General features: G+C 60.4%; 24 protein-coding genes and 2 pseudogenes. 10 read left to right on the top strand and 16 right to left on the bottom strand.

Annotated elements, in window-relative coordinates; all coding sequences use genetic code 11:
- The 10 genes and pseudogenes from KBY75_RS15460 to KBY75_RS14240 all read right to left on the bottom strand — a co-directional run.
- A partial coding sequence (locus tag KBY75_RS15460; RefSeq protein WP_396098409.1) for an ATP-binding protein occupies nucleotides 1-190 on the bottom strand: 190 nt, incomplete at its 3' end.
- Nucleotides 99-1,766 (bottom strand): IS21 family transposase, encoded by a 1,668-nt coding sequence (gene istA, locus KBY75_RS14280; RefSeq protein ID WP_255024405.1) that lies wholly within the window; start codon nucleotides 1,764-1,766, stop codon nucleotides 99-101. The genes istA and KBY75_RS15460, both read right to left, overlap by 92 nt.
- A 99-nt stretch (nucleotides 1,767-1,865) precedes the next feature.
- Nucleotides 1,866-2,167 (bottom strand): annotated as a pseudogene (locus KBY75_RS14275) (transposase); the annotation flags it as partial.
- Between the two features lie 78 nt (nucleotides 2,168-2,245).
- Nucleotides 2,246-3,121: pseudogene (locus KBY75_RS14270) on the bottom strand (IS5 family transposase); the annotation flags it as partial.
- A 131-nt stretch (nucleotides 3,122-3,252) separates the two neighbouring features.
- Nucleotides 3,253-4,029 (bottom strand): sulfite exporter TauE/SafE family protein, encoded by a 777-nt coding sequence (locus KBY75_RS14265; protein ID WP_255024404.1) that lies wholly within the window; start codon nucleotides 4,027-4,029, stop codon nucleotides 3,253-3,255.
- Nucleotides 4,026-5,084 (bottom strand): hypothetical protein, encoded by a 1,059-nt coding sequence (locus KBY75_RS14260; RefSeq protein WP_255024403.1) that lies wholly within the window; start codon nucleotides 5,082-5,084, stop codon nucleotides 4,026-4,028. The genes KBY75_RS14265 and KBY75_RS14260 overlap by 4 nt, the downstream gene beginning before the upstream one ends.
- A complete protein-coding gene (locus KBY75_RS14255) occupies nucleotides 5,081-5,929 on the bottom strand; it encodes an acetaldehyde dehydrogenase (acetylating) (protein WP_254936684.1) in 849 nt (282 codons plus the stop codon). The genes KBY75_RS14260 and KBY75_RS14255 overlap by 4 nt, the downstream gene beginning before the upstream one ends.
- A gap of 65 nt (nucleotides 5,930-5,994) precedes the next feature.
- Nucleotides 5,995-6,405: a hypothetical protein gene (locus tag KBY75_RS14250; protein WP_255024402.1), complete on the bottom strand. Its 411-nt coding sequence runs from the start codon at nucleotides 6,403-6,405 to the stop codon at nucleotides 5,995-5,997.
- Between the two features lie 460 nt (nucleotides 6,406-6,865).
- A complete protein-coding gene (locus tag KBY75_RS14245) occupies nucleotides 6,866-7,378 on the bottom strand; it encodes a VOC family protein (RefSeq protein WP_255024401.1) in 513 nt (170 codons plus the stop codon).
- A 36-nt stretch (nucleotides 7,379-7,414) separates the two neighbouring features.
- On the bottom strand, nucleotides 7,415-8,296 hold the full coding sequence (locus KBY75_RS14240) for a proline iminopeptidase-family hydrolase (protein ID WP_255024400.1): 882 nt from the start codon (nucleotides 8,294-8,296) through the stop codon (nucleotides 7,415-7,417).
- A 35-nt stretch (nucleotides 8,297-8,331) separates the two neighbouring features.
- On the opposite strand from KBY75_RS14240, the gene KBY75_RS14235 reads away from it, so the two are divergent.
- Nucleotides 8,332-9,384 (top strand): Gfo/Idh/MocA family protein, encoded by a 1,053-nt coding sequence (locus KBY75_RS14235; protein ID WP_255024399.1) that lies wholly within the window; start codon nucleotides 8,332-8,334, stop codon nucleotides 9,382-9,384.
- 23 nt (nucleotides 9,385-9,407) lie between these two features.
- Here KBY75_RS14235 and KBY75_RS14230 read toward each other — a convergent pair whose 3' ends face one another.
- Both KBY75_RS14230 and KBY75_RS14225 read right to left on the bottom strand, forming a co-directional pair.
- Nucleotides 9,408-10,526 carry a calcium:proton antiporter gene (locus KBY75_RS14230; protein WP_254929179.1) on the bottom strand — a complete coding sequence of 373 codons (1,119 nt, stop codon included), beginning with the start codon at nucleotides 10,524-10,526 and terminating at the stop codon, nucleotides 9,408-9,410.
- Complete coding sequence (locus tag KBY75_RS14225) at nucleotides 10,526-11,194, bottom strand: cysteine hydrolase family protein (protein ID WP_255024398.1); 669 nt, start codon at nucleotides 11,192-11,194, stop codon at nucleotides 10,526-10,528. Before KBY75_RS14225 ends, KBY75_RS14230 begins: the two co-directional genes overlap by 1 nt.
- A gap of 23 nt (nucleotides 11,195-11,217) precedes the next feature.
- On the opposite strand from KBY75_RS14225, the gene KBY75_RS14220 reads away from it, so the two are divergent.
- A complete protein-coding gene (locus KBY75_RS14220; RefSeq protein WP_255024397.1) occupies nucleotides 11,218-12,570 on the top strand; it encodes a glutamine synthetase family protein in 1,353 nt (450 codons plus the stop codon).
- A 65-nt stretch (nucleotides 12,571-12,635) separates the two neighbouring features.
- Here the strand turns inward: KBY75_RS14220 and KBY75_RS14215 are convergent, their stop codons facing one another.
- Nucleotides 12,636-13,940 (bottom strand): DUF2252 domain-containing protein, encoded by a 1,305-nt coding sequence (locus tag KBY75_RS14215; RefSeq protein WP_255024396.1) that lies wholly within the window; start codon nucleotides 13,938-13,940, stop codon nucleotides 12,636-12,638.
- Nucleotides 13,941-14,236: 296 nt separating this feature from the next.
- Between KBY75_RS14215 and KBY75_RS14210 the strand changes: the two genes are divergently transcribed.
- Nucleotides 14,237-15,022 (top strand): hypothetical protein, encoded by a 786-nt coding sequence (locus tag KBY75_RS14210; protein ID WP_255024395.1) that lies wholly within the window; start codon nucleotides 14,237-14,239, stop codon nucleotides 15,020-15,022.
- A gap of 35 nt (nucleotides 15,023-15,057) precedes the next feature.
- Nucleotides 15,058-15,600 (top strand): peptide deformylase, encoded by a 543-nt coding sequence (gene def / locus KBY75_RS14205; RefSeq protein ID WP_255024394.1) that lies wholly within the window; start codon nucleotides 15,058-15,060, stop codon nucleotides 15,598-15,600.
- Between the two features lie 96 nt (nucleotides 15,601-15,696).
- Here the strand turns inward: def and KBY75_RS14200 are convergent, their stop codons facing one another.
- On the bottom strand, nucleotides 15,697-16,005 hold the full coding sequence (locus tag KBY75_RS14200) for a hypothetical protein (RefSeq protein WP_254936695.1): 309 nt from the start codon (nucleotides 16,003-16,005) through the stop codon (nucleotides 15,697-15,699).
- 158 nt (nucleotides 16,006-16,163) lie between these two features.
- Between KBY75_RS14200 and KBY75_RS14195 the strand changes: the two genes are divergently transcribed.
- The 6 genes from KBY75_RS14195 to KBY75_RS14170 all read left to right on the top strand — a co-directional run bounded on the left by KBY75_RS14195 (nucleotide 16,164) and on the right by KBY75_RS14170 (nucleotide 23,813).
- The gene (locus tag KBY75_RS14195; protein WP_255024393.1) at nucleotides 16,164-17,093 is read left to right on the top strand and encodes a YeeE/YedE thiosulfate transporter family protein; all 930 of its coding nucleotides are present in this window, start codon (nucleotides 16,164-16,166) and stop codon (nucleotides 17,091-17,093) included.
- Nucleotides 17,094-17,145: 52 nt separating this feature from the next.
- Nucleotides 17,146-17,649, top strand: a complete 504-nt coding sequence (locus tag KBY75_RS14190) for a VUT family protein (RefSeq protein ID WP_255024392.1) — start codon at nucleotides 17,146-17,148, stop codon at nucleotides 17,647-17,649.
- A gap of 3 nt (nucleotides 17,650-17,652) precedes the next feature.
- Nucleotides 17,653-18,855, top strand: a complete 1,203-nt coding sequence (locus KBY75_RS14185) for a beta-ketoacyl synthase N-terminal-like domain-containing protein (RefSeq protein ID WP_255024391.1) — start codon at nucleotides 17,653-17,655, stop codon at nucleotides 18,853-18,855.
- A complete protein-coding gene (locus KBY75_RS14180; RefSeq protein WP_315859099.1) occupies nucleotides 18,845-21,052 on the top strand; it encodes an AMP-binding protein in 2,208 nt (735 codons plus the stop codon). The genes KBY75_RS14185 and KBY75_RS14180 overlap by 11 nt, the downstream gene beginning before the upstream one ends.
- A complete protein-coding gene (locus KBY75_RS14175) occupies nucleotides 21,049-22,899 on the top strand; it encodes an APC family permease (RefSeq protein WP_254936700.1) in 1,851 nt (616 codons plus the stop codon). Before KBY75_RS14180 ends, KBY75_RS14175 begins: the two co-directional genes overlap by 4 nt.
- 470 nt (nucleotides 22,900-23,369) lie before the next feature.
- The gene (locus KBY75_RS14170; RefSeq protein ID WP_255024389.1) at nucleotides 23,370-23,813 is read left to right on the top strand and encodes a cupin domain-containing protein; all 444 of its coding nucleotides are present in this window, start codon (nucleotides 23,370-23,372) and stop codon (nucleotides 23,811-23,813) included.
- Nucleotides 23,814-23,817: 4 nt separating this feature from the next.
- On the opposite strand, the gene KBY75_RS14165 is transcribed toward KBY75_RS14170, so the two are convergent.
- Both KBY75_RS14165 and KBY75_RS14160 read right to left on the bottom strand, forming a co-directional pair.
- On the bottom strand, nucleotides 23,818-24,156 hold the full coding sequence (locus KBY75_RS14165; RefSeq protein WP_255024388.1) for a multidrug efflux SMR transporter: 339 nt from the start codon (nucleotides 24,154-24,156) through the stop codon (nucleotides 23,818-23,820).
- Nucleotides 24,157-24,244: 88 nt separating this feature from the next.
- Nucleotides 24,245-24,577 carry a hypothetical protein gene (locus KBY75_RS14160; protein ID WP_255024387.1) on the bottom strand — a complete coding sequence of 111 codons (333 nt, stop codon included), beginning with the start codon at nucleotides 24,575-24,577 and terminating at the stop codon, nucleotides 24,245-24,247.
- Nucleotides 24,578-24,720: the final 143 nt, after the last annotated feature.

Genomic DNA, 24,720 nt, shown 5'->3' with positions numbered 1-24,720 from the left:
CGGCCCAGTCGTAATCAGCCAGGGTCTTGGGTAAGGGCAGCTGGGCCTCATGCAACAAACGGCGCAGCCGTGCCTGGTGGCGCTGCTGGTGCTCTTGTTCAGCCAGCACATAGAGGTAGCTGGCCGGGGTCCAGCCCTCGGCTGTGGCCTGCTGTTCCGCTGCCTGCCACTGGCTGCGGAACTGGGCCAGTTTCAATTGTTTTAAGAGTGAGGGCAGGGCACTTTCCAGTGCCGGCCGACTGGGAGGTTCCACCCAGGAGTTCGTCATAACTACTCAGCGAATGTTCGGGGATCTCGAGTTGGGGAAGGGCCGCCAGGCCCCGTGGGGGCCGTAGGCCGTAGTGATCACGCAGGTCGCTAAGGCTGATGTCGCCACGGCGCAGTGCCCGGCGGAGGTAACGCTCCACGCCGGCTAAATCGTTCTCCTTGGCGGCGACATGGAGGGCATCGACCATCACCTTGGCCGCCTCATCCGGTGGCAGAGCGCTCAGGAGTTGGCGCCAGAGCTGGTGCCACACCTCACTGGGCAGAAGGTCGCTCTGCAGTTGCGCCCGGAGCAATGCTCTGGGTTTACGCCGGAGGCTCTCGATCACGTGACGGAAATCGATCCGCCTCAGTGGCCCCTTCTGACCCTGACGGGCATACAGGCGCGGGATTGTCAGGGTGAACTGGCTGCGCAAGAACAGCTCCAACCGGTCATGGCGCAGATGGACGGTGAGCTGCTGGCCGATCAGGCGTGAGGGGACGCTGTAGGTAATGGAGCGCACCTCAATCGTGCTAGTGCTGCGCACCCGCACCACCAGTGGTTCGTAGTCGCCAAAGCGCACCACCGGCAGCGGCCGCAGATGCAAATGCTCAATCGCCAACTTCTCCTGCACGCTCGACCTGTTGTTCAAGGTGGCCGTGACCTGGGCGACGAGCTGGCGGTACTCCGCCTCGGAATCAAAATCCCTGCAACCGCGCTGGATCAGCTGCTGTTCGAGGCGCCGTTTCCAGTGCCGGTGCGGACCCTCAATGGCGCCGTTCTCGTGGGCGACACCACGGTTGTTGCGCGTTGCCACCACACCGAGATGGGCACAAAGCTCGCGGTAGCGGCTGGTGAAATCGGAGGCGTAGCTGCCGTCGCGGTTGCGATAGCAGGCGCTGAGGCTGTCGGTGCGGTGCTCAGCAGGCACTCCGCCGCAGCCGTTCAGGGCATTTTGTAAGGCTTCTGAGAGGGCGACAAAGCTCTCCCCACCGTGGATCACCTCCACGTGACACCAACCGGAAAACGGCAGACGAAAGTGGAACAGGCGGTGCTCCAGCACCTCCCCACAGACCGTGATCGGCTCGCCTTTGAGCACCGTGAAATCCGAGATGCCCAGTACACCGGCGCGGTGCTCCTGCAGAAACATCACCGCCTGAGGCGGCCCATGCAGGGCCCGCCATTGCTCCACCCGCCGCTGCAGGGTGCGCTTGCGCCGGAACCACTCCTCATCCGGCCTGATCTTCTCCAGGTGCAAAAGCAAGGTCTGGGGTTCTAGCTGCGGCGCCTTCTCGAGCATCGGTAGCAAGTCGCTCTGCCAGACATCGGCCAGGGGATCGGCGCGGATGCGCCAACTCCGGCCGCGCTGCGGCTGGTTCTGGCTCTGATGGTCTCCTCGATCAATGCGCTGAGCGCTACGCACTGAGATCCCCACCGCATCAGCCGCGATCTGCTGACTGAGCCCATGGGCCCGTTTGGCCATGTACCTCTCCTTGATCCGCAACGACAGAGGGGCGGGCATCGCGGGGGCTCCAGACCGGAATCGGAACCCTGTTGTCGCGTCCTGAGACCCGCCTATCTAGTTGCGCGGACCCGCCTACCTAATCGTCGCGGAACAAGCAGCCCTGCGGCGCCGCTCCGGGCTCAGAAGTTTCCCTCGGCCAGCTCCTTGAGCATCGCCTTCTCCAGCTCGGCTTCTGCCAGAAGCTTTTTGAGACGGCCGTTCTCCTTCTCCAGCTGGGTCAGCCGCTTGGCTTCCTCGGCCTGCATACCGCCGTAGAGCTGGCGCCAGCGGTGGTAGGTGGGCTGAGACACCTCCAGTGCCCGGCAGACGTCGGCGACGGTCTTGCCCTGGGCGATCAGCTGCTCAGCAGTCTTGGGCTTGCGGATGATCTGCTCGGGTGTGTTGCGGGTTCGTTTCATGGTGGAGTCTCCGGCCGAGTCTGGCCGGATGAGGATTCTCATTCACCGTGGACCGATCTTCGGGGGCCACGTCACGTTGACCTTGCTGCGGTTCTTGGCCATGCCACGCAGCCGGGTTTTCTGGAAGCCGAACTGTTGTTTGATAACCCGGAACGGATGCTCGACCTTGGCTCGTACGTGTGACTTGGCTGTCTCGATCAGATCCTGCAGCTTTCCATCTGGGTTGTTCGGCAAGGATCGCCGTTTTCCGGCACGCATCGCTACTCGGAATTCTGCTGAATTGCCCGCTATATCGCCCCTCTTGGCGATGCCGTTGTAGCCGGCGTCGCCGTAAACCACCTCTTCCTCACCATGCAACAGCTCGGCGACTGGGGTGAGGTCATGCACGTTCGCGGCCGTGGTGGCCACTGAATGAATCAGTCCGGAGTCCTTATCGACGCCGATATGGATTTTCATTCCGTAGTACCACTGATTGCCCTTCTTGGTCTGGTGCATCTCGGGATCTCGCTTCCCCTCTTTGTTCTTGGTGGAGCTGGGGGCGGCGATCAAGGTGGCATCGGCGATCGTCCCTTGTCGCATCGTCATGCCCCGAGCACTGAGGTGGGTTTTGACGATTTCAAAAATCTGCTCGCCCAGCTCGTGCTTCTCAAGCAGGTGGCGGAAGGACAGGATCGTCGTCTCATCCGGAATCCGGTCACTGATCAAATCGATGCCGGCAAAGCGACGCATGGTGGGCACCTCAATCAGGGCCTCTTCCATAGCTGGGTCGCTGAGCGAGTACCACTGCTGCAGTAAGTGGATGCGCAGCATCGTTATCAGCGGATATGGCGGACGGCCACTCTTCTTGCTGGTCTTGGGGTAGTAGGGCTCGATCAATTCGATCAGTGCTTGCCAGGGCAGCACCGCCTCCATCTCAGATAAAAACTTCTCCCTTTTGGTCTGCTTTTTAGCGATGGTGAGCTAGTAGTCCGTAAATCCGAGCTGCTTGTCGCCCATTACCCCAGTCCTAGCCTTCGTTCACCGGCCCATTCTCCCGCGAATGGCCTGGGTTTTCCAGAGTCTCCCTAATACAACACAGACTATTCCTATGATAGGGGTGCCAGCCTTGGCAAGTAGTTCAATAACTTGAGTAACAAGCTGGTTGAGATACCTGCTACCAAAGACCAGTAAATCCACTTCTTGGCTCCGGGCCCTAGTGCGAGCTTGCTGCCTATTGTCGAACCGAGGATGCTGCCAATGACCAGCGGCAAAGATGCATTCCAGTTCACTGCGCTATAACCACTAAAAATCAACAATGAAAACAGTCCAGATGCACCCATTAGCACAACCTTCATAGCATTAGCCTGGGCAAGTCCCAGTCCTCCCAATAAGGTTAGGGATAGGAGGAGGTAGGTACCCGCATCTAGCACAATAAAGCCATTCCAGACACTAACCAAAAAGAGAATGATGATCAGCTGCGGACTAAGAGTAAGTACATTGGAGTCAACGGAATGATCGTCCAGCCAGCGACGAGGATTGAGTAGTAGCAGCGCTAAAGCCATCACCACCGCAAACGTAATGGCTGAGGCAAGTGCTGACATTGGGATAAGAACTGAAAGCTGTGTCCCAATAAATGTTCCTATCAGAATAAGCGGCAATAACCGAGTGCAACTTCTCCATGGAATCGATCCCGCCCTTTGAAACTGCCAGATTCCAATAAGCAAGCCGACGGAAACGGGTACGCGATTTGTAGCATTAGTCACAACAGCTGGATAACCCAGGGCAAGCAAAAGGGGGAGACTGATTACGGAGCCGCCCGAGCTCACTGTATTCAGGAAGCCAAGTACAATACCAGCAGAAATCAGCTGAAGTATGTGCGTCACAGGATTGAGTCAACGACAAGCGTCTTAGAACTCTTTGAATGGTTGCCAGGAGAAGTGGCGGCTGAAAGAAGTTGTGCGGCCGCAATGATCTGATCCTCTTGACCTGCTATGACCTGTTGCATGCCTAAATATTCAATGAGCTCGAAAATATCGACGTTGTATGTGGATGAAGCTTCCAGCAATCTGGGCTTAAAGCCAGAAAATAAACCATACAGTCCCGTAGCTGTGGAGACACTATCTCCTCTAGGCATGGTGGATTGAAAATTCTTTTCTAGGAAGGCTGCCAGTTCTAGAAGTTTTCTGATGTCTTTATCAGTACGTTGACCATCTTTCTCAAGAATAGCTATAAATGACTCAAGTGGCAGATTGCCAGCCCCTGGCCCATATCCAGAAGAGCTAGCATCAATTGATGTGCACCCGTATGACAGGGCTGAGAGTGAATTAGCGACAGATGCATTCAAATTATTGTGAGCGTGGAAACCTACTGGGATTTTTAGTGAAGTGACCAACTGGGAGCTGATCTTCTGTACGTCCTTTGGTGTTAGTGCTCCAGCAGAATCAAGAAAGACAACACGTTGGGCGCCATAGGAAGCAAGCTTGGAGGCCTCTTCTGCAAGCTTATGCGGTTCCGCCATATGGCACATCATGAGTAGCCCCCAGGCCTCATATCCTTTCTTTATCACATATTTGATATGTGTCTCGGTAATGTCAGCTTCAGTGCAGTGAGAGGCAACACGGAAAATGTGGATGCCATGGTCAATGCAGAAGGCAATATCCTCAAATGTAGCTAGCCCCGGTATCACATGAACCCCAATGCGAAGATCTGGGTACTGAGCTGCTTTGATGGCAACAATGTCCCAAATATCTAAATCCTGCAAGGGGCCTAAATGGAGACTGCTACCACCAAGCCCATAGCCATGTCCAACTTCAATTCTGCGAATCCCAGCTGCATAGGCCTTGTCGATATATGAAGCATAAAAATCCGAACTAAACCCATGACCGTTGGCATTGGCCCCATCTCGAAGAGTAACATCATAGATAAGCGGTGTGATCATAGGCTTTTGATGAGCTCTAGGGCGGCACAGTTAATGATATCAAGATTGCCTGCATAGTTCGGGAGGTAGTCGCCAGATCCTGAAACAATTACCTGGCATATTGCCCTGGAACCGATCTTCTTAAGTCCTATAGAAGATTTATATCCGGGCACGTAGCTACTGGTTCTTTCTATCATCTCTTCAATCATGGCTATTGTTGCTACTTCGTTGGCAATGCTGTCTGAGCCAATCACGATCGTTGTTCTCATTATCACCGGAGGCGTAGCAGGAGAGATGTTGACGATAACTTTTGCCTTGCTGATGGCAAGCATCATCTCAATCGCTTTTTGAGTGGAGGCAATATATTCCGAAAGGTTCTTCCGAGTTCCAGGCCCTACCGACTCAGAGGCTACAGTTGAAACAACCTCGATATAATCAACTGCTGGGTTCGCACTCTTGATCGCAAAGCATAATGGGAGTGCGGCCTGTCCCCCGCATGAAATCATGTTTATATTGTTTGAGGCTAGGCATTGCTGAAGATTAATTGCAGGGCAGCAGATTGTGCCTATTTTTGCCGGAGTCATGTCAATAATCTTTATGTTATTTGCCCGGCATGTTGTGTCATGAGAGTGGTGGCATGATGCAGTCGTGCAATCTACAATTATGTCTGGTTTGATGTTTGTTTCGACTATCCCCTCTATACTTCGGTCAGTGGTATAAACCCCTCTGCTTTTGGCAAATGCTAAGCCTTTTGAAAATGAGTCTCGCCCCGCAAATGCTACGAGTTCAACTTCTTCAGTTTTCTGACATTTGACCAGAAGATCACAGCCAAGAAGCCCAGATCCCAGTATTGCTACTCGCTTCATAGACAATGCGTTGTCCGATGAAGCGTGACTGCCGATGACATCATAGACAAAGCGGATGTCTTTCGCTATTTCCTTTTAAGGTAGACATTTGAGGCCTCGCTTTCTTCAGGGCTCGATTCAATATACTGCAGAGAGAGGCTGTTGCGATCCAGGATTCCATTGATATAAAATCCATCTTCATCAGCTATCGCAATATCTCCATTTTTGCCAATCGAACCATGGATTTTCTCTTTGCCAGTCCTTTTATCATTGTATTGATATTCGATTGTTCCAGTAAAGCTTTGGCCAGACGACTGGTCAATTAGAAAGGTGACATTCGTACCAGTATTCCTTCCGTTTTCATGCCCCGAGCTGGTTCCAGTCCATCTCCCCTTCATCTGCTCGCCTGTGGGGATCTTTGCTGCACCAAGATATGAGCAGCCAGCCACCATTGATGATGCAATGATGATAACGATTGCTGCCTTGCCTACCTTCATAATTGCGATGTAGTGACAAGCCTGAGATTAAGCTCTCATGCTGACATCGCCACGTTCGAAATATTTCTTGACAGCTTCGCGCCTGGGTCTTGGTTGGGCGCCTTTGCTAAATATTTCTATCAGCAATCAGAAGCCATGGCCAATACGTGAAAAGAAATTTAGAGAGCAGAGCCCTTGCATGTCACAACGAACGCCCTCTGCCGTTATCGGCAGAATGTTACGTGCATCGATTCAGACAGACCCTTGAAGTCTAGCCGAAGGCTTAGGGGGGGGGGCTGCATTTATCGATGATTATTGATTGCAAAGCTATGCACTTTCTTGATTTTGGTATATCTAAATTTTTTTCGTACTCATTGGTCATTTTGTCCAGGTTGACCCATGGGATCGTCAACCGGCCACGACAATGAACGATCGACGTCTCTGTCAGCCAGGCATGATCCAGCGTCTTGGCAAGTCCTCATCAAGGCCCAGGCCGTGAAGAATTTTCAAACAAGGCCAGGCTGGCCGGAAACTGCCGTTGCTCGGGGTCGCGGTCTGCGGCCGAGGGATTGCGTACTCGCGTGGTGTATTCCAGCCGCAGGCCGTTGACCGGATCGTCGAAGAAAAAGGAGCGGTAAGGATTCAGATCAAGCAGCTCCCCCATCACCACGCCGGCGGAGATCAGCTCGTTCCGCCTTGCTTCAAGGGCCTCAAGCGAGTGACAGCGGAAGGCGAAGTGAAAGGTGCCGGTGGGGACGCCCAGGCCGTGGTTGATGCCGCTGTCGTAATCGCTCGGCACCCCGGGTACGGCCTGCCACTCCATGAAGGCCAGGGCGCAGTCGCCTCCGCAGTCAAAGAAAATGTGTTCAACCGTCCCGCCCTCCTCCATGAGCATCCGCTCGTGGATCAGCACCGGAAACCCCAGTTGCCCCTCGTAGAACGCACGGGTGGCGGTGATGTTGTGGGTACCGAAACTTAGGTGGTCAAGCGTCATGGCGAGACGAGAGGTAAGGGGGCTGGGCCGGCCAGATCAGGCATGTTCGCCTGTGTCCAGAATGAACTGATTCACGGTGTGGAGATACAGCTCGGGCTCCTCAAAGAACGGCATGTGGGAGCAACCCGCAAAGAGGGCCAAGGCTGCGTTGGGCAGGCGGTCGCGGGCCATGGCGGCTAGGTCGGGCACGATGTAATCGTGCTCGCCGTGCACCAGCAGCACCGGCATAGTTACCGACTCCAGATCGTCCATTCGGTCCCAGTGGCGCAGTGAGCCGCTGCACTGAAAGAAATAGGGGCCAAACATGCTGGAAAACACCTCCACCCCCAGGTTCTGCAGGCACCAGTGCAGCGACTCGGGCCAGGGGTGGCGTCGGCAGACATGGCGGTGCATCAACAGGGTCACCACTGCCTGGTATTCCGGATGCTCAGTGCTGCCCCCTGCTTCATGGCGGGCCATCATCGCCACGGTCTCACTGCCGAGCGCCTGTTTCTTCTGCTCGAAGCCCCGCTCCATGCGAGGCAGGTCAAACGCCGTGTCGGCAGCAATCAGGGAGCGCACGCGATCGGGGAAACGCAGGCTGAACTCCAGTGCCAGCACCCCACCCCACGACTGTCCCAGGATGTCGACGCAGTCCAGATTTAGGGCATCCAGCACCGCGGCCATCTCCTCTACGAAGCGCTCGAGACGCCACAGGGCAGGATCCTGGGGCCGGTCGGATTCACCGCAGCCCAATTGATCCCAGGTGATGAGCCGAAGTCCTGACTGCAGCAGGGCTTCATGGCTGTCGCGCAGGTAGCGCGACGGGCAGCCCGGCCCCCCATGCACCAGCAGCAGGGTGCGGGGGGCCGTGCCGGCTGAGAAAGTCATCACCTGGTGGCCGGCCACGCCAACGACTTGGCGCGTCCATTCAGCCATGGCTGCCTTGCTTAAGAGCTGGTACTCACCAGCGTATGCCCCCTACCCCGTCTGCCCTGCCCTTGCGGGTTGGCCTCGCCGGTGTGGGGCGCTTTGGCCAGCTGCATGCCGGCGTGCTGGCCGATCTGCCGGGGGTGGAGTTGGCGGCATTGGCCGATCCCGATCCGGACTGCCTGGCCCGGGTGGCCGACCGCCACGGGGTGACGGCACGGTATGGCGATGCCCTGGAGCTGATCGCCGACGACAGCCTGGATGCCGTGGTGCTGGCGACCCCGGATGAACAGCATGGCTCCCAGGCAAGGGCGGCGCTGGCGCAGGGTCACCATCTGTTCGTGGAGAAACCGCTGGCTCCCAGCTGGCAGGACGCCCGGGAGCTGCAGCAGCTGGCGGTTGTGGCCGGTGTGACCCTTCAGACGGGCCTGATCCTGCGTTACGAGCCTTCCCACCGCTTGCTGCAGCACCAGATCGCCGCGGGCAGCTTCGGCGATCTGGTGTCGATCCGGGCCCGGCGCAACTGCAGTCGCTCCTCCTTTGCCGCCATCGCCGATCGCATCCACACGGTGCATCGCACCCTGATCCACGACATCGACCTGGTGCTCTGGCTCACAGGGAGCCGGGTCACGTCCGTGATGGCGATGGAGGTGCGCCAAGGGGATCACCTGGCGCCCCAGGGTTGCTTTGCCCTGCTGCGGCTGGCCAATGGTGCTGTAGCCCAGCTGGAGAGCAGTTGGACCGTGCCCGCCCAGGCCCCCGCCAACGTGCTCACCGACCACTGGCAGGGCTGCATCGATGCCGAGTTGGCGGTGGTGGGCAGCCAGCGCACTGCCCGTCTGCAGGGGCTGCAGACCCCGCTGCAGGTCTGGGGCGACCAGGGCCAGCAGCATCCGGACCTCACGCTGTGGTCCGAAACCGGTGGACGGGTGTTCGGGGCACTGCGGGACCAGCTCGCCGATTTCACCACCTGCCTGCGGCGGGGTGAGCCTTCGGCGGTGGCCGACCTGAATGACGCCGTCGAGGCCTTGCGGATCGCCGAGGCGCTGATCACGGCCGGCCAGCTTGGGGAGGTGGTGCGGCTGGATTCAGGTTGATGTGATTTCTTTCGCCAGCGGCGTCACATGCCTGGCCTGAGCAACAGCGCCCCTGTGAACAGAGCCGTATAGATGCTCAGCAACAGCAGACCCTGATACCACGTGAGCGTGTTGCCTTCGGTGAGCCAGTGCACGGCGAAGGCGGTGGCCCCAAGGCAGGCCAGTGCCTGGGGCGGAAAGGTGAGGTGCAGAAACCGGCCCATCAGGGGGGCGGCCAGCACCAGGGCGGGCAACACGAACAGCAGCAGCTGCACGCTTGATTCCACGGTGCTGGCCATCGCCAGGGCCATGCGGCCTCGGCTGGCGGCTCGGAAGGCCACCAGGGCTTCCGGAATGGCTGAAAACAGTGGCAGCAGCAGCATGCCTACAAATAACGGGGTGACGGAGCTGCCCATCACCAGCTCCTGCAGGCCGCTCACCAGATGCTCGGAGACCCCGGCGATGGCCAGGGCCACCAGCGCCAAAGCAAGCGCGATCGATGGCACAGATGCCCCGATGGTTGGGCCAGGGTGGCTGTCGATCAGGTCGTTTGGACTCAGGAACAGGTGCCGGTGGGTCCCGAGTTGGTAGATGTACGAGAGCAGATAGGCCCCCATCACCACCACCGCCACAATCAGGGAGTAGAGGGCAAAGAGATCGAATATCTCTCCGCCTTCACTGATGGGATGCATTGAATTCCAGAAGAACACTGATGGCACTGCCATCAGGATCACGCTGACCAAAAGCTGGCGGGTGCTCAGTCCGCGGCTGTGCTGGTTCAGGTCGATGGTCAGGGCCTGCCGTCCCGCGAGCATGGTGCTGACACCCAGCACCAGCAGGCTGTTGGTGATCACGGCACCGGCGATGCTCACCACCACCAGTTCGTAGAGGCCGCTGCGCAGGGCTGTCAGGGCGATCACCAACTCGAGCAGGTTGCCCAGGGTCACGTTCAGAAGTCCTCCCAGGCGTTCGCCTACCCGTTGCACCAGGTGATCCACCAGTTCGGCAGTGAGCTGGGCCAGCGGGATCAGGGCCAGGCCGCAGAGAAGGAAATAGGGAAGCCGCAGACCTGAGGCCGCGGAGGGCGGTAACACGATCGCCGCGGCACTAAGCACTAGCAGCAGCGCTCGGCGCCTCCCGAGCAGGTCCCGAACCAAGCCCATCATTCTGTTGACGCCAGGAAGGCATTCACTGTGGCCGTCAACGCTGCCACCGGCATCTGGGTGCAGTAGCCCTGGAAGCACGCCAGCGCCGCGGCGTGACGCTCGGGAGTCTCCGCCTGGCAGGCGTCGGTGAGGCACACCACCCGGTAGCCGCGGTCGGCGGCATCCTTCACCGTATGGTCAATGCACTGGTCGGTGAGCAGGCCGATCACTAGCAGGGTGCGGATGCTGAGGTTGCGCAGCAGGTAGTCGAGGGTGGTGGAGCTGAAGGGCGACGACGAGCTTTTCGGCAGCACCAGCTCATCAGGCCCTGGCGCCAGTTCGGGGATCACCTGGGTGGCGCGGCTGCCCGGTGGGAAGCCCATGCCGCAGCGCTTGTAGTCGAGGCTGCGGTCACGGCCGTCGGCGGTGAGGTTGGCCATCACCGTGTGGATCACCTCCAGGTGTGCCTGGCGCGCGGCGGCCAGGGCCCGTTGGGCCGCAGGCAGCGTGTGGGTGCGGAACTGGGCATCAAAGGCCGGCCGCGGCCGCGGCTGAGCATCACCGCAGGTGCCCTGCTGCAGGTCCACCAGCAGCAGGGCCATGGCGCCGGGCTGCCACCAGGCCGGTAGGGGATCCGGTTCCATGTGGGCAGCTTCCATGCGGGCAGCGCCGGACGGGGCAATCATGGTCGCAGTGCCGCGGTCTGTCCGTGTCCAAGCCCCTGTCGCCGCCGGTTGCCGCCCTCGCCGATCAGGGCATCCGCTGGGTGGCGATCACCTGGGTGAACCATGCCGGTGCCCCCTTGGTGAAGGTGGTGCCGCTATCGGCTTTTGACGCGGCGGTGGCCGTGGGGGTGGGTTTCTCCCCCGTGTCGGATGCCTTCCGCGCCGATGGTGCCATCGATCCGGCCCATCGCCTGGCTCGCCCCGATGGGGACCTGCGTTTGCGGCCCGATGCCGCTGCCCTGGCTTTGCTTGAGCCCAGCAGCGGCTGGGCCTGGGCGCCGGGGGAGCGCTTTGAACGCACCGGCAAGCCCTACGTGGGGGATCAGCGGCACCGTTGCCGTCAGCAGCAGGAGCAGCTTTACAAGGCCGGAGTGGAGCTGTGGGCCGGCTTCGAACTGGAGTGGCTGGTGGCCAGCTATCGCCCCGATGCCGATCCCCAGCCGGCCATGGCCGGTGGCCCTTACGGCGCCGATCGGCTGATGGAGGGTTTGGATTACGCCACGGCCCTGCTCGATGGCCTGGAGGCCGCCGGCATTCCCTGGCTGCAGTTCCACCCGGAATACGGGGCAGGGCAGTTTGAGCTGTCGCTCGCTCCGGGTACGTCCCTGGAGGCGGCTGACCGGTTGGTGCACGCCCGGCTCGTGATTCAGCGGGTGACGCGCCGCTTTGGCTGGCGCTGCAGTTTCAGTCCCAAGCCCAGCCTGGAGCGGGTCGGCAATGGGGGCCATCTGCACCTGAGCCTGCAGCGCGATGGCCAGCCGCTGCTGCAGGGGGGCGACGGCCCTGGCGGCCTTACCGACGCTGGTGGCGCCGTGCTGGCGGCCCTGCTGGAGGAGCTGCCGGCCCTGCTCGCCCTGGCCTGTCCCTTGGAGATCTCCTACCGGCGCCTGGCGCCGGGCTCCTGGTCGGCGCCCTTTCAGGTGTGGGGTATCGAGAATCGGGAAGCGGCCCTGCGCCTGATTCCCACCGCTGCCGATGGTGCCTCCGCCCACCTGGAGCTCAAGGTGGTGGATCTGGCGGCCAATCCCTACCTGTTGCTGGCGGCCGTGCAGGCCGTGGCTCTGGACGGGCTGGAGCAGGCCCGGTCCCTGCCGCCGCCGGTGAGTGGCGATCCGGCCCATCTGCCGGCCGGTGCGGCGGTGCGGTTGCCCGCGAGCTTGGCTGAGGCTTCAGCCGCTTTCACCGCCAGTGCCCTGCTGCGCCAGGCCTTTGGGGAGGACCTACACGCCAGCCTGCTGGATAGCCAGGCCGCCGAGGTGCGCCGCTGCGCCGGCCTCGGCGATGCTGCCTTGGCTGCGGGGGATGCCTGGTGGCCGCTGGTGGGCGGCCTCCCCTAAACCACAGGGGATCCATTTGGATTTTGCACAGCCATTCAAGAACCAGGCTAATTCGAGGTTGTCATCTATTCGCTGCAGAAACGCTTGTAATCCCTAACGACCGTTTCGCTGTAACTCAGCGCAAACAACGCCATCGCCTGCTCGAATGCGGGGTCGCCGCCGATCCAGGCAGCGATCGGCGAGGCCTTGCTGGAGCGGGCATGGGCCTTGGCCAGCACCCAGGCACACAGGCGGCCGTAGTCGGTGATGCCCTTGCGGCCGAGATCTTGCAGTTTGACGGATCCTTTCCAGTCGCGAAAATGTCGCCAGATCAGATCGTCGCCCCTGGGATTGGTGGCCCAACCCAGAAATGGGTCACTGTGGGTTTGCATCAATCGCTGACCCTCCACAACGCGCTGACCCTGATGCTTCCAAGCCCCCGGACTATCTGCGGGCTGCAGCACCGAGGGCAAGGCCTGTTTGCATTGCAGGATCAGCACATCCTCTTCATGGGGGCCAACCCAGAGCCCGATCGAGCAGCGGGTGCCCACCGAAGCCACCCCGACAGCTTTCAGCGCCCAATCACTCCAGTGAAAATAGCCCAGCAACTGCTGAATGTGGGAGGGAGTGCTCGCCTGGTAAGACTCCATCATTTCTCGGCTCCATTGATCAGCGCTCAGGGAGCAGCGCATCTCCTCCGGCAGGGAGTCGAAGCGCTGCAGGGTGGGTGGCTGATGGTTGAACAGCAAGCGGCCCATCGAATCGCGATGGCACAGGCGTTCTGCGGCGTGTAATGTGTCGCGCTCCCGTGCGGCCGCTGTGACATCGCGTAGATGCTTTCGGAAGCTAGGAGATCCTGATCCTTCCACTACCTCATCAAGATTGATGCGAGCACCCCACATCTGCATCAGGGGCAGCCCGGCCAACCATTCGATCGTCGTTCGGTAGTGCTGCGCCACGGCGATGGCTGCCCGTTCGCAGTCTTCGGCCTCAACGCCCCGAGACTGAAGCACCAGCACCAAACTGGTGAGCAGGCGCTTCAGATCCCATTCGAATGGGCCTGGGTAGGTTTCATCAAAATCAACGATGTCGAACAGCAGGGTGCGCTCCGGTGAGGCATAGAAGCCGAAGTTCAGCAGATGCGCATCACCGCAGAGTTGAACCACTACTCCGGAGTGTTTTCCGTAGTCCAGATCGGAGGCCATGAAGGCAGCCCCTCCCCTGAAAAACTCAAAAACACCTGCCCCCATGAGTTCATGGCGCATCGGCAGCAGCCATGAAATTCGAGTTCTCTCCTGCTCTTCCAGGATTTCTAAAGGGCAGCGGCGATTACCGGGCTCGACCCAGCGGCCCAGCTCATCCCATGGTTTGCTCCCAACAGTTGCTTGCATGAATGGTGGCAGGTTGTGGTAAGGCTGGATGTGCAGATCCGTAAATGTACTTAGCAGAAGTCAGAGCTGATCTTTGTTGTTCGGCTCTGTGCCGATTCGCGATTGTTCGCATCCTGCGATTCGGGAAGCTTTCGTGCACGCTCAGGGCATCTGCAGCGGGCGGATTTTAGCCTTGCTGCTGATTGTAGATGGGTGCGGATTGAGCTTTTGGGGATTATTCCTATGAGCTGCCATGCTCGACCTGCCATCCGATTTCCGCCAGGCTCACTTCGCGGCTTCCTCCCACTACCTCCCCGATGCCCAGTCTCAGCCCTCCCCCTGTTCAGAGCCCTGCACCAGAGGTGCGCTTTGTCTTCGCTGCTCCCTCCCCATATACCGGCCGGTTCGATGCCACTAGGGCTGGTCTAGGTATCGCTCTCGAACTGCAGAGGATGGCCCGGGAGCGGCAGTTGCCAGTGCGCATCAGCTTGATGGCCCTGCCCAGTCAGGCCGGCCGAGCTGAGGTCAGGTCGCTGCTGGAGCCAGGGCCGCGGGTACTGGTGGTGGGGGGCTCCACCTGGAGCCAGGGCTCGGCCGCACCCCTGCGTCGCCTGTTCGAACTAGGTGGGGATGTGTCATTGCAGGGGGTGCGCGCCACCGCTTTTGCCACAGCCGGCGGGGCACACACGGGCGGTGAGATGGTGGTGTTCGACAGCCTGCGCTCGCTCATGGGGCAGGGGGCCCTGGGGTTCACGGCCGGTCAGCGACTGATGGTATTCAGCACCGATGAAAGGCTTGAACAACAGCCGGGCCAGTTCACCCACCTCGACTGTTGGGCCATGGGCCAATACGCGCGCGAGCTGCTGCTCCAGGCCCATGCCAGCCCAGATCCCGTTCAGACGGTTGCACTGGCTGGGCGTCTCGGGGTCGACCTGACCTACTACCGGCGCTTCCCGCGTCAGCCGTCTGACCTTGGCTCCCAGGCCAGGAGCGTCTGCGCCCGAATCAATCCGCTGGCTGCGGCTGCTCGCCCGGGCCTCGCTGCCGTGGCGTCCGCTCTGGACAGGCCCGTACCTGAGATCCGCATGTTGTTTGCCCCCTGAGGGGCTGCTTGCATGGCGCCAGTTGCGGTTCGTTGATGGGGGTGCGCACCGTTCTGCGTCTGGGTGACCCTCGATTGCGCCAGAGCGCCAAGGCTGTGCCGGAAGTTCACGATCCCGCCTTGAGGCAACTGATTACGGATCTGCACGACACGATGGAGGCCTGCAGCGGCGCCGGCCTGGCTGCTCCCCAAATCGGCGTGCTGCTGCGGGTAGTGCTGTTCGGTGGTGGTGGGCCCAACCCCCGCTACCCTGATGCGCCACCGCTTCCCCGCACCCTGTTGATCAATCCCGTGCTCACCCCGCTCGGACCGGAGCGTGATGAGGGCTGGGAGGGATGCCTGAGTGTGCCGGGGTTGAGGGGGCGGGTGTCGCGTTGGCAACGGCTGCGCTATCAGGGGATCGATGGCGATGGCCAGCCCGTGGATCGCTGCGTGGAGGGGTTTCATGCCCGGGTGGTGCAGCACGAGTGCGACCATCTCGATGGCGTGCTTTTCCCCGACCGGCTCAGTGATCCCACTGCTTTTGGCTTCATCCCTGAGCTGGAAGCGGCCGGGCTGATTCCGGCGGTCCCCAGTTAAGACGTTTCGCTTGGAGCGAGAGTTGTAAAAGCCCTACGGCATGACTCCTGCTACCAACCGGGTAGCTGTCCTTGGCTACCTCCTCCAGCCCGGTTCTTAGGAGAGCGGTGGCAGGCTGCACCAGCGGGCCCATGCGTTCAGTGCCTGGCGGGAAGACGCGCTGATCGCAGCCGACGCTTGCTGTGCATCCTTGAGCATGGCCTTGACCGGCGGACAGTCGAGTCCTATAGCAGCCTTGCTCGGTACGGCGCTGGCACCGGGCACACCCATTTTTACAAGCATATTCTGAACCTTCTGGTCCTCCGGGGAGGCCGTCGGCCCACCAGCAGGGCCGGACTGGCCGCAGGCCGACAGGATCAAGCTGGTGAGCATCAACAGGCCGAGGTAGGTGCGGAAGCGTCCCATAGGAAACCTGAACTGACTGGTCAGTAGCACCGGGAGGAGGGAAGCGTCGAGTGCCCAGGTCACTAAGAACCGGTTCCGCCTCCTGCATGTGCTCCGGGTCACAGCCGTGCGGCTGTCTCTCCGCTCACGATGGCGGCCAGCGAGGGTTAATCCGATTGATGCAGCTTCCCTTGGGTGTGGTGGTGGGGCTGCTGTTTGTTGCTGGCCTGCTGCTCAGCCGTATCCATTTCTGCATGGTTGCCGCTGTCGCCAAAGCCAGCCATGGCGACTGGGCTACGGCCCGGTCGATCGCTCTGATTAGCTTCGGGGTCAGTGCCGTGCTGCTGGCGCTGGCGGCCGCTTCGGGCAGCGTTCCGCGCCAGCTGGCACTGGACTGGCCGGTTGTTGCCGGGGGGGTGTCATTCGGGGTCGTGGCTGCCTGGAACCGGGGCTGCTTCGTGGGTACGAGCATTCAGCTGGCCGGAGGGGATGTGAGGGCCCTGTTGAGCATGGTGGGGTGGGTGCTTGGCTTCAAGATCGCTGGCAGCTCCATGGCCCTGCCGGTTCTTCCAGGCCAGCTCCAGCGCACTGCGCTAGCTCTGGTCGCCCTGCTGGTACTGCTGTGTCTCCTGTGGTTGGCGGCCCGCCCTGCAGCCCAGCCCTCAGGGTCGCCGGCTGGAGACGGGGTGGCATGGCGAGCTTCGATCGCCTGCGGAGCCATGCTCGCCTTGATCGACAACGATCTCTGGCGCTGGGACCCCTCCTCCCTGGCCCGTGCCCTGGCCCAGCCCCTCGCCCTGGTCGACAGCCTGCAACACCACGACCCTGCCCCGCTGCTGGGGCTGGTGCTGCTAGCCGGTATGGCGGGTGAAGCCCTAGTGCGGCGACGTTTCCAGCTCACCTTGCCGCAATTACACGATCTAGTGCGTATCCCCTACGGGATGGCCATGGCTGCGGGAGCTGTGCTGGCTATGGGCGGCAACGACACCCAATTGCTGCGTTTTATGCCGGGCGGCTCCCCCCACGGCTGGGTGGTGGTGCCGGCGATGGTGGCAGGCATTCTGATCGGCATGCGCTGCTCGACCACCCTTGCCCTCCTCCGAAGCTAAAGGTTCTGGCAGGATCACCCCAGCTTCCGCCAGCCGGCTTCCCTCCATCCGCTTGCCGAGCCCCCGCCACCTAGATGCGGCCACCACGGCGCTTGCTTACATTGCCTGCGTGGTGCTCGTAAACGTGGGGTTCAGCCATCATCCGGACTTGGACTGGTTCTGGTCCTTGCTGGTGGGTGGTGTGCTTGCGCTGCGGGACCTAGCCCAGCGCCGCTGGGGCCATGCCGTGCTGCTGCTAATACTGATCGGTGCGGGGTTGTCGTTCCGCCTTGGGGCCCCTGCGGTGGCCCTTGCGAGCGTCACGGCCTTTCTGATCAGTGAGACGGTCGACTGGCTTGTGTACTCCACCACCCGCAGCCCCTTTTCAAAGCGGGTGTGGTGGTCCGTGCTCTGCAGCGCCCCAGTAGATACGTCGGTGTTCCTGGCCATGGCAGGCCTCTGGAGCTGGCCGTTGTTCACCATCGGGGTGGGTAGCAAGATTCTGGCCGGAGGGTTGATCAGCCTCAGTCTCCGGGCCCGGAGCGGGGCGGTCATTGGCACTCGCCCCCGCCCATGAGCCATGTCCAAGGTGGATAACCAGCGGGTAGCGATCACCGGCAGCTCGGCCCTGGTAGCTGGGGTTGTCGGTACGCCTGCTCTATGGGTATGTCTGCAGCACGACCAGCTGCTGAGTGACCGGGCCTTGGATCCATCCGAGCTCTGCGGCTTCGCCAGGCTCACGCCGGGCGAAGCCCGGGTGCTCAGCCGTCAGCAGCATCTGGGCCTGGCCGCTGCCGAGCTGGCCTGGGGGCAGGCTGGACTGACTGATCGGCGTCAGCCCCTGCGGGGAGAGGGGCATCCCGGGCTTCAGGACCCCTGGCGACTGCGAGCTGGGGTGGTGAGCGCCAGTGCACTCGGTCATATCGGTGCCCTGCTGGAGGAGCAGGCGTCCACCCCGCAGCGGCCTTCTGCAACCAGTCTCAGTCGCTGGCGTGGTAATGGTCTCGGAGCTGCTGTCGCCTTGCGCTTCGGCCTGCAGGGCGAGCAGCTGAACATCAATGCCGCCAGCAGCACCGGTGCCCAGGCCCTCGCCCTCGCTGGCCGGTTGATCCGATCTGGCGAGCAGGACCTGATGGTGGTGGTCGGTGCCGAACCCCGGCTACAGCCTCTGCTGCGGCAGGCCTCCCAAAGGAGCGGGGCGCTTGCGGCGAGCGAGAGTTCCCAGCCGCTCATGGCCACACGTAGCGGCATGGTGCCCCGGGAAGCAGCCGGCTGCTTGGTGCTTGAGCGGTTCGAATCAGCGGAGGACCGAGGGGCGCCGCTGCTGGGTTGGCTGGAGTCTTCGGCAACGGGCTGCGAGGCCCATCATTTGGTGGCTCCCCAGCCGGGGCAGGCCCTCAGCCATCAGCTACTGAAGCGCCTCCTAGGGGATGGTCCCAGGAGCAGGGAGGCCATCGACTGGATCTGTCTGCATGCCACCGGCACCCGTCGCTTCGACGCGGAAGAGATCGCCTTCGTGCATCAGGCTTTCCCTGCTCTGCCTTGGATCACGGCGATGAAGCGAACCCTCGGGCATGGCCTTGGTGCGGCTGGGGTAGTGGAAGCAGCCTTAATGGTTGAGGGCTTGCAACTGGGCAGTGTTCCCCCATGGCCCAAGGGCATCGATCCCAACCTGGGACTGCCTGCCAACGCTCCCATGCTTGCTCCCATTCCACGACGGACTTTGCAACTCTCCTCTGGCATGGGGGGAGTGGTGGTGATGAACCTGCTGGATGCGGCTTGAGCTGATGTTGAACGAATGGCAACGACGTTGGAGTGAGTCTGCGTCTAGGTGGTCAAATCGACTGGCATTACACACGCCGGAGGCAGCAATGACCTTTGGCCAGTTGGCGACGGAAGCAGGACATTGGCAACGCAAATATGAGGCATGTCCCGACTGGTCAGTGGGTCGGTGCGTAGCCTGGGCTTGGCAGGACAACATTCGTGATCTTCCGCACTTGCTGGGCCTGTGGCTGGCTGGCGGTGTGTGGATCGCTAGGCGCGACGATCTTTCGACGGCAGACTTGGCCCAGAGTCTGGCGTCCTCCTGTCGCGGACCAGAGGGTGGGAGTGAAGCTTGGCAGCTAATCCTGTTCAGTTCAGGTTCAACCGGCAGCCCGAAGGTGCTGGTGCGTGGCTGGCGGCAGGCACTGCATGAGGCCGATGCCTATGCCCGGCGGCTTGCAGTGCCTGTCGGCAGCCAGGCCACGATGTTAGTCAAACCCTGGTTTGGGGCTTCTACCAAGCATCTGCTGGCAGGGCTGCTGGGTGGTTGGTGCCAAAGCCTCGGGTCTGCGGCCTTGGCCGCCCAGGGTGGGGGGGGTGAGGTGCTTTACGCCACTCCCAGCCAGCTGATGTCTCTTGGTGTCGCGCCAGCTGGCTCGAGAGGCTTCGATTGGCTATCGCTGACTGGAGAATCCTGCCCAGCATCATTGTGGCCGCTGCTTCAGAGCTGGGCTACGGACTCAGGTCGTTGTCTCAATGCGCTGGGGGCCAGTGAAACCGGGGTTATTGCCGACCAGGTGTTGTCGTTGGCTATGCCCTGGCAATCATTTGCAGGCACACCCGAAGCCAGCAAGACAATTGACCTGGTCGATGAAAGCGGATGCACCCTTGCCGATCCCACGGCTATCGGACAGCTGCGCATCCGTGGCAGTTCCCTGATTGAAGGGCAGCTGCTCTATCGGGAGCTGTCTTGGCGTTTTCAGGAGAGCGAGCAGATTGGATCCCAGATGGTTTTCGTAAGCAACGATCTGGCTCGCTGGACGAAGGATCAAAAGCTAGAACTTCTGGGACGAAGCAATCAGCTCCTCAAGCGGCACGGCATCTGGGTGGATGCGACTCCACTTAGGCAGTTACTTGAGCAACAACCGGAGGTGCGCCGTTGCCAGTTATTTGGCGCAGCCGAAGGGATATGGGCCTGGGTCGAATACATTGAACCAACCAGCAAGGCGCTTGAAGATCTGGCGCAGCTGCTGCAAGCCCAGCTCACAGACCAGCGTCTGCTCCCCCATCGTCTTTTTGCTACAACAAACTTCCCCCTCAACGGTAATGGAAAGGTTGATCTATCGCGCTTGCAAGCCGCCGGGTCAAACCCAGCCATCCTCAACGCACTGGTAATCGATCCAGCTGTAATCTTGCCCGATGAGGCCTGGCCGCTCGATTCACTCGATCAAGCCCAGCTTGTCGCCCAGCTGGGAAATATCAATCTCTTATGGTGCGGCGCGGGCTTACAAGCGCTGAAAGCTAGCCGCCCCTCAGGGGTTGGATTAGTGGGTCTTCCATTCCCTGAACCACCAGCAACCTGGCCCCATCAAGTAGATCGAATGGCGCTGGAGGAGGTCGCGCTGGATCAGGTCCGGGAGCTACAGAACATCACAAACGGGGATCTTGGTGAAACCGTTTGGCTGGGTGGTTACTCGATCAAAGCTTGGTGGGCCTATGCGTTTGCTCAGCAGCTGATGGTCCAGGGAGTTGCCGTGGCAGGGATCATTCTCCTGGATCCACCTAATCCATTCAGCGGCAGGCTTCGCTGGGGCTGGCGTCGCCACCTTGCTGATCGGTGGCGAAGGTGGCTAAAAGGCCGCCGCCGCTCTGAAAGCTGGTATCGGCAAAGGGCCTACAATCAGGAGTTGCTCGGTTGCTGGCAGCCACGTCCGATTAATGCCAAGTTGCTGCTGTTTACTAGTCGTTATGGGCGAAGACTTCCCCTGCGCAGGGCCCGCTGGCTGCAACCCGAACTCGTCTGGAAAGAGTTGGTCGGGGCCAGGCATGGTGATGTCGTTCAGGATTTTGAAGTGAGCGCAATCTGGCAGGCGGAAATATGGCAGCGGCTGCTCTCTACAAACAACTCCTCTCTATCGATGGCTGATCGTTCGACCGCGCCCCCCGCAGAGGCCGCACGTCATGGCAACCTGAGCCCTTTGGTACCAGAGCGATGAGCTCGGAACTAAGCCGCCGTCTGTTTGGAGAACCACTACCCCGGAGCCAAGCCGAGGCTGAAAAGTTGCCCAGTTTTGCTGCTCTGCCAATTCTTTCGTCAGATGCACTCTCTTCTGTGGCCTATGCCACTGAAGCGGCACTGGGGGTGCTCGTGCTCGCGGGCAGCGGCGCCTTGAGTTTGTCCTTGCCGATTACCGCAGCGATCGTGGTCCTGATCGCCATTGTGGTGTTCTCCTACCGACAGACGATCGAGGCCTATCCCCAGGGGGGTGGTGCTTATGTCGTTGGCCGCGAAAATCTCGGCACCTGGGCGGCTCTGGTGGCGGCCGCCAGCCTGCTGATCGATTACGTGCTTACGGCGGCGGTGAGTTTGATGGCCGGCACCCAGGCCCTCACCTCTTTGGTGCCTTGGCTGCTGCCCTGGGAGGTGGTGATCGCCCTGATCTTGCTCACCGTGGTGGGCTGGGCCAACTTGCGGGGCCTGCGCGAATCAGGTCGCCTTTTCGCCCTGCCCACCTACTCATTCGTGCTGATGGTGGTAGTGCTGGCAATAGCTGGTGCAGGCAACCTGCTCTTCTCTCACGGCTTCCAGCCCGATCCCCCCCCAGCGGTGGTAGCTGCTGAGCCCCTCGGCCTGTTTTTGATTTTGAGGGCTTTCAGCTCCGGTTGCTCAGCTATGACCGGCATCGAGGCAATCGCCAATGGCGTGCAGGTGTTTCGGGAACCCTCCGCCCAGGGGGCCCGCCGCACTCTGGTGGTGATGGGTGCCCTGTTGGCAGCGATGTTTCTGGCGGTGAGTGGTTTGGGCTTCATGTACGGCATCGCCCCCCATCCAGACATCACCGTGCTCGCCCAGATCGGCCAGCGCCTGTTCGGATCTGGTAACCCACTTTACTGGCTTCTACAGGTCACCACCTTGCTGATCCTGATGCTGGCTGCCAACACGGCCTTCGCGGATTTTCCCCGTCTTTCAGCTCTGTTGGCCCGCGACAACTTCCTGCCCCGGCAGATGGCGTGGGTTGGCGATCGTCTCGTGTTCCAGAACGGCATCGTGGGGTTGGTGGTTGCGACTGCCGTGATCGTGCTGGTGAGCCGGGGGGACACCACGGTGGCAGTGAATCTCTATGCCCTCGGTGTATTTCTGGCCTTCACCATCTCTCAGACCGGCATGGTTGTGCACGGCTGGCGACAGCGCGCCAGCCACTGGCAGGGTCGGGTTTTGATGAATGGAGCCGGCGCCATCTGCACCTTGCTTGTGCTTGTTGTGATCGGAATCAGCAAGTTTGCGGAGGGTGCGTGGACTGTGGTAATTGCCATCCCTATGCTGGTACTGCTGTTGGCCAGCATTCGCCAGCGTTACCGCCGCGTCTATGCCGCGATTAGCCTGCCTCCTGGATCAAGCCAACCACTGTGCATTTCGCCAAGGAATGAACCAATCGGTAATCGCAGCATTGTCTGGCTGCGCATGTTTAGCCAGCCGGGGATTGAGGCCTTGCGTTATGCCGCCACTATCTCAGATCGGGTGGATGCCGTCTGGGTTCTGAAGAGCGATGACGATGCCGAACGGATCCGGGCGGACTGGAGTGAATTGGTCGGCAGGGATCCAGCGATCAATCTCACCCTGCTGGAGAGTCCCTACGCCTCCGAGATCAACCCCTTCGTTGACTTCGTGGAGGCTGAGGAGAGCCGCCATCCCGGACGTCTGACGATCGTGATGCCGATGGCCATACCCCGCTATCGATTAGACAGCCTGCTGCTCAATCAGCATGGCGTCAGCCTACGTCGCGCCCTTGATGCTCATCACAACCGCGTCTACACCTTGGTGCGCTACTACCTACCGGCCTAACGATGGCAACTCTGGAGTACACATAAGGGGGCGGCACTGATTGCGGCCACCTGCCTGCCCCTTACCTCTCTGACGCCTAGGCTAATTCCCTGGGAGCCAGTGTTCGTTATGGCCTTGCTCACCGTGGTCAGCTCCGACACGCATCTATCCAACTGGAGTAGGGCGGCATAATCGAGATGTACCGCTGGATCACAGGCGAGTTGGCGGTACAGGATCATCTCCCAACCGACTTCTGCTTAGCGCTCCAACTGTTAGTGATAGTCACTCGGGGCGCCTCGTTCGCCGTCCAGCAATACTACCGGCCATCGATTTACAGCATTGGTCGTACCAATTATCTATCTCCAAACCTTACAGCAATCTACCCCGATCCTCTGCTATTGGCATTGCGTTGCATCGGCGGCCTCCTGAGCGATGTATTCCTGTGCTAGTAATAAGAGCAGCTTCTACAGGTTGCCTACAGCATGATTGACTTGACAATCCGCAATCTCCAGCAGGAGATCAAGGCGAGGATTGACTTCCAGCGGGACAGCGTGGAAGTTTTGGCCGAAGTGCACTACAAGACAGTTCAGCATTATCTCGACACCCATATGAATGTGGTTGTCATGACTGGCGGAAGAAACGGTCTACAGCTGCCGCACTATCACAAGCATGGTTTTGATTTCTTTGTTGTGCTTCAGGGGCGGGGCTGGCTTCATACGGCTGACCTAATGGATGGTCAGATCACCGCTGAGGGCTGGCGGCATCAGCGCCTTGAGAGCGGAGATTCCTACGGTGTTGAACCCAATCAAGCTCACTGCTTGCTGAATGATGACAGCAAAGATCTTGTCTTCCTCAACATCTCTCCTGCTAGACACATGTCAACGGACTACTTCGTGCTTGATGATGTCGATCTCAACAGCCTCCGGCACGAGTAATGGCTTATGAGGCATGCATGCCCTTGAGGTTTACAAGCACAACTCCCACCACAATGAGAGCCACGCCCAATAGCTGACTTAGGTTTAAGACCTGCTTATAAGCGACTGCACCAATGCACACCACCGCAACGGTGCCGAGTCCGCTCCACAGCGCGTAGGTGATCCCAAGCGGAATCACCGTGACCACCCTGGCGACCAAGGCAATGGCACAGGCATAGGCGGCCAACAGCAATACAGTCGGCCATGGACGAGTGAGCCCTTCCGAGAGCTTCAAGAGGCCTGTGCCTGTGATTTCACAGCCGATCGCCAGCAGAAGGTATAGCCAAGCTTGGGAAGCAGTCATGGTTGCGTTGTTGGATCAATGGCCGATGCAGGTGGGCTGAGCTCAGCAACGGCCTGATCCAGTGCGGTGAGCAACAGATCCACCTCAGCTAACACCTGAACATGCCCGTCCAGGCTCTGGAAAACTGTATCCATGGTGCAGGTGTTCGCAGCACAAAGAGCGGCTTGCCTGCCTTGAGGGCATGAGTGGCTTCTGAGGCGGACCCAGGACCTCCGGCTCCGCAGATCACCACCGCATCCGAGGCCAACACGTTGATCACATTGCGCGCCTGGCCCAGACCCGTTGAAATCGCCAGATCCACTTCAGCAGCTGCAGCTGCGTTGTCATCCGGCAGGATGCCCACGACGCAATGGCCGGGCACAGAAGCGGCCCCACGACTGACGGCAGCCATCACCCCGCAATCACGTCCGCCAGACAACACAACCCAGCTGACGTGACCCCCTTGCTGCTCCAGTTCCTATGAGAGCTGGTGGGTTAGTCAGGCCGCTTTCCATTGCTGGAGGACTTCCAGGGGCGTGCGCCCCTGGAGAGCCGAATGCGGTCTATGGATGTTGTACTCGATTC

This window comes from Cyanobium sp. T1G-Tous, assembly GCF_024345455.1.
GTDB lineage: Bacteria > Cyanobacteriota > Cyanobacteriia > PCC-6307 > Cyanobiaceae > Cyanobium_A.
This window is presented reverse-complemented; position numbering and strand designations above follow the sequence as displayed.